Below are 13,364 nucleotides of genomic sequence, written 5' to 3'. Positions count from 1 at the left end.
ATCACCTATGTCTACTGCAACCACCCAAGATACCGGTATGGAAAGCTTCGCAGCCCTCTTCGAGGAATCGCTGCAACGCCAGGATATGCGTTCGGGCGAAGTCATCTCGGCTGAAGTCGTCCGCCTGGATCACAACTTCGTCATCGTCAACGCTGGCCTGAAGTCGGAAGCCTTCATCCCGGTCGAAGAATTCAAGAACGACCAGGGCGAACTGGAAGTTCAAATCGGCGATTTCGTTTCCGTGGCTATCGAGTCGCTGGAAAACGGCTTCGGCGACACCATCCTGTCGCGCGACAAGGCCAAGCGCCTGGCGTCGTGGCTGGCACTGGAAAAAGCGATGGAATCGGGCGAAATCGTCACCGGTACCGTCAACGGTAAAGTCAAAGGCGGCCTGACCGTCCTGACCAACGGCATCCGTGCCTTCCTGCCGGGTTCGCTGGTCGACACCCGTCCAGTCAAGGACACCACCCCGTTCGAAGGCAAGACCCTGGAATTCAAGGTCATCAAGCTGGACCGCAAGCGTAACAACGTCGTCCTGTCGCGTCGCGCCGTCATCGAAGCATCGATGGGCGAAGAGCGCGCCAAGCTGATGGAAACCCTGAAAGAAGGCACCGTGGTCACCGGCGTCGTCAAGAACATCACCGACTACGGTGCGTTCGTCGACCTGGGCGGCATCGACGGCCTGCTGCACATCACCGACCTGGCATGGCGTCGCGTGCGTCACCCGTCGGAAGTCCTGTCGGTTGGCCAAGAGATCACCGCCAAGGTCCTCAAGTACGATCAGGAAAAGAACCGCGTCTCGCTGGGCGTCAAGCAGCTGGGCGACGATCCATGGACCGGTCTGTCGCGTCGTTACCCGCAAGGCACCCGCCTGTTCGGTAAAGTCACCAACCTGACCGACTACGGCGCGTTCGTCGAAGTGGAACAAGGCATCGAAGGCCTGGTTCACGTGTCGGAAATGGACTGGACCAACAAGAACGTGGCCCCGAACAAAGTCGTGCAGCTGGGCGACGAAGTCGAAGTCATGGTCCTGGAAATCGACGAAGAGCGTCGCCGTATCTCGCTGGGCATGAAGCAGTGCAAGGCGAATCCATGGGACGACTTCGGCATGACCCACAAGAAGGGCGACAAGGTCAAGGGTTCGATCAAGTCGATCACCGACTTCGGCGTCTTCATCGGCCTGCCAGGCAACATCGATGGTCTGGTGCACCTGTCCGACCTGTCGTGGACCGAAGCCGGCGAAGAAGCTGTCCGCCGCTTCAAGAAGGGCGACGAGCTGGAAGCCGTTGTTCTGGCCATCGACGTCGAGCGCGAGCGTGTCTCGCTGGGCGTCAAGCAGCTGGAAGGCGACCCGTTCAACAACTTCGCAGCCCTGAACGACAAGGGTTCGCTGGTCACCGGCACCGTGAAATCGGTTGAGCCAAAAGGCGCCGTGATCGCCCTGAACGAAGAAGTCGAAGGCTACCTGCGCGCTTCGGAAATCGCACGCGACCGCGTGGAAGATGCCGGCACCCACCTGAAAGTCGGCGACAAGGTCGAAGCACTGGTCATCAACATCGATCGCAAGGCTCGCAGCATCCAGCTGTCGATCAAGGCGAAAGACAGTGCCGACACCCAGGAAGCGATGAGCAAGCTGGCTTCGGACAGCAGCGCCGCATCGGGCACCACCAGCCTGGGCGCACTGCTGAAGGCCAAGTTCGATAATAAGAACTGAGCAAGAACTAATAGTTCTCTAAGGCGACCAGATGACCAAGTCCGAGCTGATTGCACGACTGGCTGAGCGTTACTCTCAGCTGGTCGCCAAGGATGCGGAGTACGCTGTCAAGACCATCCTCGATGCGATGACCAACGCCCTGGCGACCGGGCAGCGCATCGAGATCCGTGGTTTCGGCAGCTTCGCGTTGAACAGCCGTCCGCCCCGCATCGGACGCAACCCGAAGTCCGGCGACAAGGTGATGGTGCCCGAAAAACGGGTGCCCCACTTCAAGCCGGGCAAGCAGTTGCGCGAGCGGGTGGATGCGATGGTCGGGCAACCGATCATCGAAGACTGAATCGTCTGCCAGCCAACAAGAACGGCGTCCTTCGGGGCGCCGTTTTTTTATGTGTATCCGCCCGCCATATCGATGCCGTTTGATACGGCTCGCGGCTTGTACCGTAGGGTGGGCACCCCGGGCCCACGCGGAACGGTGAGCATTGTTGGCGTCGATTCGAGCGAACCCGTTGCGCCAAAATGGGGCCGCGGGCTGTGCGTTTGTGCGGCCAACACCATGCAGGCTTCCGCGTGGGCACGGGGTGCCTAGCGCGGCCCGGCCCACCCTACGGACCGTGGCTTCGGTCGAGTTCCGGCCACGCGACTTTGAAAGAATCCTGTAGATATGCGACACTGCGCCTTTGCAGACCGCCCCAGGCAAACCACCCGATGAAATTCGTCTCTACCATCGCAGGCTTCATCCTGTTCGTCCTGTTCTTCGGCTTCGCGCTGAAGAATACGCAGGCAGTCGACCTTCACTTTTTCCTCGGTTACGAACTGCGCGGCCCGCTGGTCCTGATGCTGCTCGCCTTCTTTGTGGCCGGCGCCGCCCTCGGCATCCTGGCCGTCACCCCCACCGTGTTCCGTCACCGCCGCGAAACCTCGCAGCACAAGAACACCATCCAGGCGCTGCAAAGCGCCGCCGGCACCGGCGCCGCCCAACCGGCTGCGGACGCCGTCACGCCGACCCCGCGCTGAGCGGCAAAAGCGGCAAGCGCGCAGCTTGCTGCCCTGCGTTACACTGCACCTGACTCGTCATACACACATAAAAAGAAACCCATGGAAGCTGAAATCTGGTGGCTGCTGGCCATTCCCGTTCTCTTTGGCCTCGGCTGGATCGCCGCCCGCGTCGATATCCGCCAACTCGTCTCCGAATCGCGCACCCTGCCGCGCGCCTATTTCAAGGGCCTGAACCACCTGCTGAACGACCAGCCCGACAAAGCCATCGACGCCTTCATCGAGATCGTCACGCTCGACCCGGAAACGGCCGACATGCACTTTGCCCTCGGCAACCTGTTCCGCCGCCGCGGCGAGATCGAGCGCGCCATCCGCGTCCACCAGAATTTGCTGGCGCGCCCGGACTTGCCGCTCGAGCAGCGCACCCACGCCCAGTACGAACTCGGCATGGACTACCTGAAAGCCGGCCTGCTGGACCGCGCCGAGGAAACCTTCAACGGCCTGGTCGAAGGCAGCTACAGCGTGCAGGCACGCAAAGCCTTGCTGGAAATCTACCAGCGCGAAAAGGAATGGAGCCGCGCCATCGACGCCGCCAGCGGCCTGCAATCCTCGGGCGCCGGCGCGCGCCAGAAGGAAATCGCCCAGTTCTATTGCGAGCTTGCCCAGGACGCCCTGGTGCGCAGCGATTTGCCGGATGCACTGTCGCTGCTGGACAAAGCCCTGCACGCCGACCGCAACAGCGTACGCGCCACCATGCTGCTGGGTGATGCCCTCCTGGCCCAGGGCGAGGTCGAAAGTGCGCTCACCGTGTGGAAGCGTGTGGAACAGCAAAGCGTGCCGCACGTGGCCCTGGTTGCCGGCCGCCTGATGGACGGCTATCGCCGCGTCGGCCGCCCGCAAGAGGGTGTGAACCTGCTGCGTTCCTACCTGGCCGAAGCGTCCTCGATCGATTTGCTGGACGTGGTGTTCAAGGCCGTCATCGAACTCGACGGCGTGGAGTCGGCCAAGGGGCTCGTCATCGATGAACTCCGACGTAACCCGACCCTGCTCGGCCTGGATAAACTGCTGGAGGCGCGACTCATGGATGCCCCGGCCCACATCTGGGAAGAGCTGTCGATGGTGAAGAACCTGATCCACGGCTATACCGCGAAGCTGGCGCGCTACCAGTGCAGCCACTGCGGCTTCAAGGCGCGCCAGTACTACTGGCAATGCCCGGGTTGCAGCAACTGGGAAACCTACCCGCCGCGCCGTACCGAAGAACTGAACGTGATGAACTGACCATGGACATCGTCATTCCATCCCGCCTGCTGGCGGCAGAAGACTATCTCGGCCCGGCGCCGGAAAAGCTCGACCAGGTGCGCATGCTGGTGGTCGGCGACGTCATGCTCGACCGCTACTGGTTCGGCGAGGTCTCGCGCATTTCGCCGGAAGCGCCGGTGCCGGTGGTGCGCATCGAACGGCGCGAGGAGCGCCTGGGCGGCGCCGCCAACGTGGCGCGCAATGCGGCCGCCCTGGGCGCCCACAGCGGCTTGCTGGGCGTGGTCGGCAAGGACGAAGCCGGGACGCAGGTGGAAACCCTGCTGCGCGACTCCAGCATCCACAGCTACCTGCAGCGCGATGAGGCGATCTCCACCATCATCAAGCTGCGCGTGATCGGCCGCCAGCAGCAGATGGTGCGCATCGACTTCGAGGACGCGCCGACCGAGACCGTGCTGCGCGACAAGCTCACCCAGTTCAAGGCGCTGCTGCCGAGCTACGACGTGCTGATCTTCTCGGACTACAACAAGGGCAGCCTGGTGAACGTGGCCGAGATGATCCGCGCCGCGCGCGAAGCGGGCAAGTTCGTGATGGTCGACCCGAAGGGCGACGATTTTTCGCCGTATGCCGGGGCCAGCATCTTGACGCCGAACAAGTCGGAACTGAAGCGGATTGTCGGCAGCTGGAAGAGCGAAGAGCAGCTGACGCACAAGGCCCAGGCGCTGCGCGAGGAGCTGGGGCTGGAAGCCTTGCTGCTGACGCGCTCGGAAGAGGGCATGAGCCTGTACACGGCGCGGGAAGTGCTGCACGTGCACGCCGATGCGCGCGAAGTGTTCGACGTCTCGGGCGCCGGGGATACCGTGATCGCAACCATGGCGGCGATGCTGGGTGCGGGCGTGCCGATGGATGTGGCGCTGGCGACAGCGAACCGGGCTGGCGGGATCGTGGTCGGCAAGCTCGGTACGGCCACCGTCACGCGCGAGGAATTGTTCGGCGCTTGAGGCGCCGGTCTTCACAGGTAGCAGCGGTGGGTTCGAGAACCCACCCTACCTCGCCACTGTAGGGTGGGTTCTCCAACCCACCATCTTCTCCGCTCGCCACTCGCAACGCCCCCATATCCCCTCGCTTGATCCCCCTCAACCGCAACAGGTCAACAGCGCCGCCGCTCGCCCGTTAAGCGCGCTGGACGGCAACCGCCGTTCCTGTCACGACTATGGAGACCACATGATCAAGAAATTAGTGCTCGCAATTGCCGCGCTGGCCGCCTCGACGGGCTTCGCCTTCGCCCAGGTAGACGTCAACAAGGCCGATGCCGCCGCCCTCGACGGCGTGAAGGGCGTCGGCCCGAGCATGTCGAAAGCCATCCTGGAAGAGCGCGGCAAGGGCGAGTTCAAGGACTGGGCCGATTTGCAGAAACGCGTCAAGGGCATGGGCGACAAGAAGGCCGCCAAGCTGTCCGAAGCCGGCCTGCAGGTGAATGGCAAGGCGAAAGAGGGCGCGGCAATGGCCGCGAAAACCGAGAAGCCGGCGAAAGGCGCGAAAGAAGCCAAGCCGGCCGAGACCAAGGCCATGTAATTGTCGAGATGACCGCCTGTACCAGAAACGGTATGGGCGGTTGGCATCTCACTCGACCAGGCAGGTTTTTTATCGTGTAAAGACTGCAGGCACGGGCATCCGCATGAGAAGATGTGTTGCTTGATTGAAGCGCAACGATAAGAAGGAAACCATGCCTCACGCCCGCATCATTGCCGGTCTCGTCGCCGGTCTGTTCGCCAGCGGCGCCGCCGTCGCCGCAACTGCCGCCATCTCCGGCCCCGACACCACCCGTCACCAGGCGCAGATCGACAAGATCGTCGCCGAGATCTCGCCGAAGCGCATCGAGACCTACATCAAGAAGCTGGCCAGCTTCGAAACGCGCCACACGATGTCCGATACCGTGTCGGACACGCGCGGCATCGGCGCGGCCCGCCGCTGGATCAAGAGCGAGCTCGAACGCTGCGGCGCGGGCAAGCTGCAGGTCGGCTTCGACAGCCACATCGCCCCGATCTCCGCACGCATTTCGCGCCCGACCGAGATCGTCAACGTGGTCGCCACCCTGCCGGGCACCCAGGACGCCTCGAAGGAGCGCCTGTACGTGGTCAGCGGCCACTACGACTCGCGCAATACCGACGTGATGGATGCCGAGGGCAAGGCGCCGGGCGCCAACGACGACGCCTCGGGCACCGCCGCCGTCATGGAAATGGCCTGCGTGATGGCCAAGTACAAGTTCGACGCGACCCTGGTCTTCATGGCCGTGGCCGCCGAAGAGCAAGGCCTGCTGGGCGCCGGCCACTGGGCCAAGCAAGCGCGCGCCAACAACCTGAACGTGGCCGGCATGTTCACCAACGACATCATCGGCAGCTCGCGCGCCGACGACGGCCGCGTCGACAACAAGCAGGTGCGCCTGTTCGCCCAGAGCATTCCGGCGACCAAGGAAATGAGCGACGCCGTGCGCCAGCTGGTGGCCACCGGCGGCGAGAACGATTCGATCTCGCGCCAGCTCGCGCGCCACGTGAAGGAGCAGGGCGAGCGCTATGTGAAGGGTTTCAAGGTCAGCGTGATCCAGCGCCACGACCGCTACCTGCGCGGCGGCGACCACATGCCATTCCTCGAGCAGGGGTATGCGGCGCTGCGCTTCACCGAACCGAACGAGGACTTCTCGCACCAGCACCAGAACCTGCGCACCGAAGACGGCAAGGTGTACGGCGACCTGGTCGAGTTCGTCGACTTCGACTACACGGCCAAGGTGGCCAAGGTGAACGCCGCGGCCCTGGCCTCGCTGGCCCTGGCACCAAGCGCGCCCAAGGACGTCAAGGTGCGCACCGACAAGCTGGTGAACGATTCGACCCTGGTCTGGGCCGCGAATCCGGAACCGGACGTCGCCGGCTACCGCATCGTGTGGCGCGATACCACGGCGGCGCAGTGGGAAGGGGCGCAGTATGTCGGTAACGTGACGGAAGCGACGGTCAAGCTGTCGAAGGACAACGTGTTCTTCGGCGTGCAGACGATCGACAAGGATGGCAACGTCAGCCCGGCGACCTACCCGGCACCGCTGCGCTGATTGTTTGACGTAGGGTGGGCTCTTGAGCCCACGCGGTATGGTACCGATGCGTTCCACAAAATTAAACATGATGCGAACGCTGGCGATCTTCGGTCTGTGTGCCGCTCGTCAAGCGATGAGACCGCGTGGGCTCGAGAGCCCACCCTACAACGTCCAACCCGTACGAGCCAAATCCACCCGGCCCATCAACGTACGTCCGTTCGCGTCCCGGTTTAAAATGGTGTTTTAAGGTACAGCAAGAGAGCAAACATGGCCTACAAGACCATCGAAGATACGATCGGACACACCCCATTGGTGCAGCTCGTGCGCCTGCCTGGCGCGGATGCCGCCGCCCGCAACAACATCATTCTCGGCAAGCTGGAGGGCAACAACCCGGCCGGTTCGGTGAAGGACCGCGCCGCGATGTCGATGCTCAAGCACGCCGAGGCGCGCGGCCAGATCAAGAAGGGCGACACCATCATTGAGGCCACCTCGGGCAACACCGGCATCGCGCTGGCGATGGCCGCGGCGATCAGCGGCTACAAGATGGTCTTGCTGATGCCCGACAATTTGTCGATCGAGCGCCGCCAGAGCATGGCGGCCTACGGCGCCCAGATCATCCTGACCCCGAAGACCGGCGGCATGGAATACGCGCGCGACATGGCCGAGCAGATGCAAAAGGACGGCAAGGGCATCATCCTCGACCAGTTCGGCAACCCCGACAATCCGCTGGCCCACTACGACACCACGGGTCCGGAAATCTGGCGCGATACCGAAGGCCGCATCACCCACTTCGTCAGCGCCATGGGCACCACCGGCACTATCATGGGCGTGTCGCGCTACCTGAAGGAACAGAACGAGAACGTGCGCATCGTCGGCGCCCAGCCGGAAGAAGGCTCGTCGATCCCCGGCATCCGCAAGTGGCCGCAAGCCTACCTGCCGAAGATCTTCGACAAGAACCGCGTCGACCAGGTGGAAAACGTGAGCCAGGCCGCGGCCGAGCAGATGGCGCGCCGGCTGGCGGCGGAAGAAGGCATCTTCTGCGGCATCTCGGCCGCCGGCGCCTGCGAAGTGGCGCTGCGCATCTCGCAGACCGTGGAGAACGCCACCATCGTGTTCATTGTCTGCGACCGCGGCGACCGCTACCTGTCAACCGGGGTATTTCCTGCCTGAACCGCTGATGGCGGCCTGCTTGTTTGAGACGGCAGTGCAGAAATAACAAAGGAGCCGCAAGGCTCCTTTTGTTTTTGGCACAAAATTCCGGTCACACGACCGCCGCGAATCCTGCGCAAGCTCCGGCACCCGGGCCGGAACCCCGATTACGACTGGTCGCCGCCGGCTGGCGATGCGCCTTCTTTCGGTTTGAATTGCTTGTCGCTGATGCGGAACTTGTTGCGGCGATCGCCCATCAGGTAGCGCAGGTCGCGGATCGACAGGTCGCTGACTTCGTGCATGCGGATCAGCAGCGAAGCCCCGACCGGCAGGCGGTGGTGACGGATTTTCGAGATCACCGGCGGCGCCACTTCCAGGGCGCGCGACAGGGCTGCGTCGTTCTTCAGGCGCAGGTTCTCGATCAGGGTGTCCAGCAGGCGGTTCGGGTTGTATTGCAGCAGTTCATCCGATTCCGCATCGCTGTTCATATCAATGCCGACTTGGTTTGTCATGATTTCAATAATTCCTATGTGGGTTACGGAAAGTCGCTAGCGGCGGTTCGATTCCGGAAGGTCTTTCGAAAAAATCTACTCAATTGTACAACTATTTTTGAGTCTAGTACTTATGAGCAATAGAATTCGGTAGTAAAGTCTCTGTTTGTTGTCTAGTCGCAACAATAGCCGCAATGCAATTCTCTCACAAACTCACCGAAAAAATAATTGTTTTTTCGTTAAACTTGAGTGTAAAGGAAACAGGTTTTGCCTGCCGCACGTTTCAAATTGATATGCTTGAATGACAAGAATATGGGGGGTATGCAACTCTACAGAAAGTTTCCATAGAGTATAGAAAAGAAAACACGAGGGTACCCCGGGGGAGTACCCGGAGTCAAAATGTGTTTATTAGAGCAAACTTAAGGGCAAGCCGTTACAGCCTGTTACAAACTTTCTTGCGTTACAAGACCGTATCCGCGCGTGCTTCGCGTACCGCACGCCCCAGGTCGAGCACCGACATCGCATAGAAATAGCTGCGGTTGTACTTGGTGATGGCAAAGAAGTTGCCGCTGGCGGCCCAGTATTCGGTCGGGTCGGCGCCATTCTGCAGGTCGACCAGGCCATACAGGCGGTCGGCTGGCAGCGGCACGTCGGGCGTGACGCCGGCGCCCAGCAATTCCTCGCCACGCAAGCTGGCGCTCAGGCCGCGCTCCAGCAGCGGCTCCCAGGCGCGGCTCGGCGCCACCGATACCTGGATCACGGCCGGACCCTTGTCGGCCGGGTTCCAGCCATGCTGGACCAGGAAGTTCGCCACGCTGCCGATCGCGTCGCTCGTGGAGCCGCGCAGATCGATGTGGCCATCGCCATCGAAATCGACGCCATACTTCAGGATATTCCCCGGCATGAACTGCGGCAGGCCGACCGCGCCGGCAAACGAGCCGAGCAGGGTAAAGGGATCGATCCTTTCGTGGCGCGCCAGCAGCAGGGCGTTTTCCAGCTCGCTGCGGAAGAAGGCGGCGCGGGCCGCCTGGTTCGGCGCTTCCGGGTAGGCAAAGGCGAGGGTGGTCAGGGTGTCGAGCACGCGGAAGCGGCCGGTATCGCGGCCGTACACGGTTTCCACGCCGATGATGCCGACCAGGATCTCGGCCGGCACGCCATAGGTGGCCTCGGCGCGCGCCAGGGCCTCGGCGTTTTCGTTCCAGAAGCGCACCCCGGCGTTGATGCGGATCGGCTCGATGAAGCGCTCGCTGTAGGCTTGCCAGTTCTTGGGTTTGCCCGGCGGCGCCGGTTTCACCAGCTGCACCGCCGATTCGACGAAGCGCACCTGGCGCAGCAGCGTATCCATTTCGCCCCGCTCGAAACCGTGCTTCGCTACCATCTCGTCGGCAAAGTCGCGCACCGCCTGCCACTCGGCGAAATTCACCTGCTCGCCGCTGTAGTCGATGGACTTGGCGACAGCGGCCGCGGCCACCGCCCTGGCTGCGGTCTTCCTGGCCTTGGTTTTAACGGGCTTGGCCTTGGCGGTCTTGGTTGCGCGCGCCTTGGCGGCCTGGCCGCCGTCGGCGGCGCCAGCCTGGTGGATCGGTGCTGCGGCAAGAAGGAGAGCGGCAAATACGGAGGCGAATGCGGGTGCGAACTGTTTCATCTGACCTGAGAAAGTAAACGCTTCAGTGTCGCGGCGAGCTGGGCATCGGCGCGGCGCGGTGCATAGCGCCAGGCGCTGTAGCGGCGCAGGAAGTCCTGCGCGGCGGCCTGTGCGCCCGGGGCCAGCTTGCCGGCCGCGCCTATGCGCTCGGCGTAGGCATGCGGACCTTCGTCTGGCGAGCGCGCCAGGCCCAGGCGGGACAGGCGCGTGCACAGGGCCGAGTATAGCGCATCGACCGGGTCGATCCCGCGCTGCTGGCGCCAGATGCGTACCAGCAGCAACACAATTGCCAGAGAGACTAGCCAAACCGGCAAGCGCCAGTCGAGCAGCGACGATTGCAGCTGCTCGACCATGCCGCGCTGGCGCTGCGGCGTGTAGTTCAGCACCCACTGGTTCCAGCCGTTGTTCATGGCGCCGACCGCATAACGCATCTGCACCAGCCAGGGATTGGCCTCGCCGTCGATATTGATGAAGCGCCCCAGGCCGTCGATGCCGAAGGGCGGACGCTGCGGCACGATGCCCTCCAGGCCGCGCTGTACGCGCTCGGGCGCCACCGCCGCCGTCGGGTCGATGCGCACCCAGCCGCGCCGCGCCAGCCAGACCTCGGCCCAGGCGTGGGCGTCGGACTGGCGCACGGTGAGATAACCGTCGAGGGGATTCAGCTCGCCGCCCTGGTAGCCGGTGACCACGCGCGCCGGAATGCCTGCGGCGCGCATCAGGAACACAAAGGCGCCGGAATAATGCTCGCAGAAGCCGGCGCGGCTGCCGTACAGGAAACCGTCGACGGCGTCGCGCCCCAGCAGCGGCGGGTTCAGGGTGTAGACGTAGTTCTCGCTGCGGAAACTGCGCAGCACCGACTCGATGCGCCGGCCCGGGTCGGGAATCGCCCGCAGCTGCAGCCCGGCCATCACGGCGCGCGGATTGCTGTCGGCGGGCAGCTGCAGCCACTGGTCGGCGTCCTGCGGCAAGGCGTCGGCCTGCAGGCGGTAGTGGATGAAGGAGGCCACCTGGTAGCGCAGGCGCGAGGCGATCGGCGCCAGGGTCGTCATTTCGACTTCGCCGCTGAGCTGGGCGGCGTTGCCGTACATCGCCGGCAGGCGCTCCGGCATCTCCAGCGCGAACAGCCAGCGGTTGTTGGCCGGCTCCAGCGTCACCTCGTAGCGCAGCGGTTCGCCCGCCACCGACAGCGGCAGGCGCCGGTTCGCGAGCGCCTCGCGCTCGGCCGGGCCGCGCTGTGCAGGACTGAGCCTGGTCCAGGTGCGGCCGTCGTAGTCGCCCAGCACCGGGCCGCGCCAGTACAGCTGCTCGCGTTCCGGCACCGGCCCGAAGAACTTCACGCGGAAGGCGGTTTCGGGCGACTGCGCCAGGTTCGCCAGCATGCCCGGCGCCATGGTCTCGGACAGGCCCGAGCGCGCGCCGTTGGCGTCGCCCGGCAAGCCCCACAGCGGGCCCTCGATGCGCGGAAACAGGAAGAACAGGACCAGCGCCACCGGCGCGGCCAGGCCCAGCATGCGCGCGCTCATCAGGAAGCGCTCGCGCAGCGGCGGCACCTTGCCGGTGAACTGGAAGCTCATCTGCGCCGTGAACAGCAGCAGCACCGAGAGCGACATCAACAGCGCCGTGACAATGCCCTGCTCGTAGAAGAAGTTGGTCAGCACCAGGAAGAAGCACAGGAACACCACCACGAAGAGGTCGCGCCGCGCGTGCATCTCCAGCATCTTGAAGGCCACCAGCAGCACCAGCATGGCAACGCCGGCATCGCGCCCGAGCAGGGTCTGGTAGGTGTGCATCACGCCCAGCATGGCGCCGGCGGCCAACGGAATCAGGATCAGGCTGGGCGGCATGCGCTTGCCGCGCAGGGTGATCGCGGCGCGCCAGGCCAGGGTGGCGCCGCACAGCAGCGAGACCCACAGCGGCAGGTGCAGGGTGTGCGGGGCCAGCACCAGCAGCGCGCTGGCGAGCAGCAGCAGGGTGTCGGCCTTGTCACGGGGCAGGTTGGCCAGGCGCGTCAGCTTCATGGCGCGCCTCCGTGTCCGTACAAGGCCAGCGCGCGCAGGCAGGCCGCCTGGTGGGCGGCGCCGTTGCCGGTGTTGTAGTGTTCGGCCCCGAGGCGGAAGGCATAGGGCAGGGCGCGGCTTTCCGCTTCCAGCACCCAGCGCGTCAGGCGCGACAGGCGCGCTTCCAGGTCGAGCTGCGTGGGCAGGCTGGCCAGGTCGAGCACCAGCTCGTCGCGTGCGCCGCCTTCGAAATGCTTGGTGGCGAGCTGGCCGCCGTCGTTCGGGTCGAGGCGCGCGATCTGGCGCCAGGCCAGGCGCCGCATCGAGTCGCCCGGCTGATAGGCGCGCACGCCGGCGAAATCGTCGCTGCCGGCCTGGCCGATGCCGTCGCTGCGGCCACCGGCTGCCTGCGGCAGCGGCGGCGCGCCTTCTTCGGGAAAGGGATACACCAGGCCGTTCACATCCGGATGCCAGTAGGCCCAGGCGCGGAACAGGCCGAGCGGGAAGCGCGTGCTGAGCGTCAGGCGCGGCGCCGCCAGCCAGCCGCGGGTGTCGGTCGGCACGGCGATGCGCACACTTGCACTGGAGCCGGCCGCCACGTCGGCCACATGGCGCGGTTCGGCCACGCCGGCGACGTCGACCCAGACCGCGTAGCGGTGGCGCGGCCCCGGGTTCGACAGCTGCAGTTCGAACAGCGCTTCCTGGCCGGAGAACACGTTCGTGGCGCGGCCCGGCGTGAGCGCCAGGTGCGCCAGGTTGCGCCAGGTGAGCACCATGTCGACCAGGGCGCAGGACAAGGCGACGAAGGTCAGGGCGTAGCCGAGGCCGAGGTTGTAGTTGATCGAGCCGATCAGCAGCACCAGGATCAGCGCGCCGAAGCCGAGGCCCGGACCGGTGGGCAGGATGTAGATGCGGCGCTGGCCGAGCAGCAGGGCGCCGCTGTCTCGCTGGCGTTCGCGCACCAGGCGGCTGCCCGCCTTGCGGCGCAGGCGGCCAAGGAAGGAACCCGCGGTTTCTGCCTGCGCCTGCGCCATGG

12 protein-coding genes are annotated in these 13,364 nt (G+C 64.5%); 8 read left to right on the top strand and 4 right to left on the bottom strand.

Going from position 1 to position 13,364, the window contains the following annotated elements:
* Positions 1 to 7 precede the first annotated feature (7 nt).
* The 8 genes from rpsA to cysM all read left to right on the top strand — a co-directional run bounded on the left by rpsA (position 8) and on the right by cysM (position 8,216).
* Positions 8 to 1,714 carry a 30S ribosomal protein S1 gene (gene rpsA / locus QPK31_RS14310; RefSeq protein ID WP_290423601.1) on the top strand — a complete coding sequence of 569 codons (1,707 nt, stop codon included), beginning with the start codon at positions 8 to 10 and terminating at the stop codon, positions 1,712 to 1,714.
* A gap of 31 nt (positions 1,715 to 1,745) precedes the next feature.
* Positions 1,746 to 2,051: an integration host factor subunit beta gene (locus tag QPK31_RS14305; RefSeq protein ID WP_056344442.1), complete on the top strand. Its 306-nt coding sequence runs from the start codon at positions 1,746 to 1,748 to the stop codon at positions 2,049 to 2,051.
* 368 nt (positions 2,052 to 2,419) lie between these two features.
* On the top strand, positions 2,420 to 2,728 hold the full coding sequence (locus QPK31_RS14300) for a lipopolysaccharide assembly LapA domain-containing protein (RefSeq protein ID WP_290423600.1): 309 nt from the start codon (positions 2,420 to 2,422) through the stop codon (positions 2,726 to 2,728).
* 81 nt (positions 2,729 to 2,809) lie between these two features.
* A complete protein-coding gene (gene lapB, locus QPK31_RS14295; protein ID WP_290423599.1) occupies positions 2,810 to 3,985 on the top strand; it encodes a lipopolysaccharide assembly protein LapB in 1,176 nt (391 codons plus the stop codon).
* Between the two features lie 2 nt (positions 3,986 to 3,987).
* Positions 3,988 to 4,965, top strand: coding sequence for a D-glycero-beta-D-manno-heptose-7-phosphate kinase (rfaE1, locus tag QPK31_RS14290; protein ID WP_290423598.1), 978 nt, complete (start codon positions 3,988 to 3,990; stop codon positions 4,963 to 4,965).
* A 223-nt stretch (positions 4,966 to 5,188) separates the two neighbouring features.
* A complete protein-coding gene (locus QPK31_RS14285; protein WP_290423597.1) occupies positions 5,189 to 5,539 on the top strand; it encodes a helix-hairpin-helix domain-containing protein in 351 nt (116 codons plus the stop codon).
* Positions 5,540 to 5,690: 151 nt separating this feature from the next.
* Positions 5,691 to 7,064, top strand: coding sequence for a M20/M25/M40 family metallo-hydrolase (locus tag QPK31_RS14280; RefSeq protein ID WP_290423596.1), 1,374 nt, complete (start codon positions 5,691 to 5,693; stop codon positions 7,062 to 7,064).
* A 249-nt stretch (positions 7,065 to 7,313) separates the two neighbouring features.
* Positions 7,314 to 8,216: a cysteine synthase CysM gene (gene cysM / locus QPK31_RS14275; RefSeq protein WP_290423595.1), complete on the top strand. Its 903-nt coding sequence runs from the start codon at positions 7,314 to 7,316 to the stop codon at positions 8,214 to 8,216.
* 146 nt (positions 8,217 to 8,362) lie between these two features.
* On the opposite strand, the gene QPK31_RS14270 is transcribed toward cysM, so the two are convergent.
* The 4 genes from QPK31_RS14270 to QPK31_RS14255 all read right to left on the bottom strand — a co-directional run bounded on the left by QPK31_RS14270 (position 8,363) and on the right by QPK31_RS14255 (position 13,362).
* Positions 8,363 to 8,707 carry a hypothetical protein gene (locus QPK31_RS14270; protein WP_290423594.1) on the bottom strand — a complete coding sequence of 115 codons (345 nt, stop codon included), beginning with the start codon at positions 8,705 to 8,707 and terminating at the stop codon, positions 8,363 to 8,365.
* Positions 8,708 to 9,146: 439 nt separating this feature from the next.
* Positions 9,147 to 10,331: a lytic murein transglycosylase B gene (gene mltB / locus QPK31_RS14265; RefSeq protein WP_290423593.1), complete on the bottom strand. Its 1,185-nt coding sequence runs from the start codon at positions 10,329 to 10,331 to the stop codon at positions 9,147 to 9,149.
* Positions 10,328 to 12,349 carry a DUF3488 and transglutaminase-like domain-containing protein gene (locus tag QPK31_RS14260; RefSeq protein ID WP_290423592.1) on the bottom strand — a complete coding sequence of 674 codons (2,022 nt, stop codon included), beginning with the start codon at positions 12,347 to 12,349 and terminating at the stop codon, positions 10,328 to 10,330. The genes mltB and QPK31_RS14260 overlap by 4 nt, the downstream gene beginning before the upstream one ends.
* Positions 12,346 to 13,362, bottom strand: coding sequence for a DUF58 domain-containing protein (locus QPK31_RS14255; protein ID WP_290423591.1), 1,017 nt, complete (start codon positions 13,360 to 13,362; stop codon positions 12,346 to 12,348). The genes QPK31_RS14260 and QPK31_RS14255 overlap by 4 nt, the downstream gene beginning before the upstream one ends.
* Positions 13,363 to 13,364: the final 2 nt, after the last annotated feature.

It is taken from the genome of Massilia sp. YIM B02769 (genome assembly GCF_030411995.1).
In the GTDB taxonomy this organism is placed as follows: domain Bacteria; phylum Pseudomonadota; class Gammaproteobacteria; order Burkholderiales; family Burkholderiaceae_D; genus Telluria.
The sequence above is the reverse complement of the archived record's forward strand: the minus strand, read 5'-3'. Positions and strand labels throughout refer to the sequence as shown.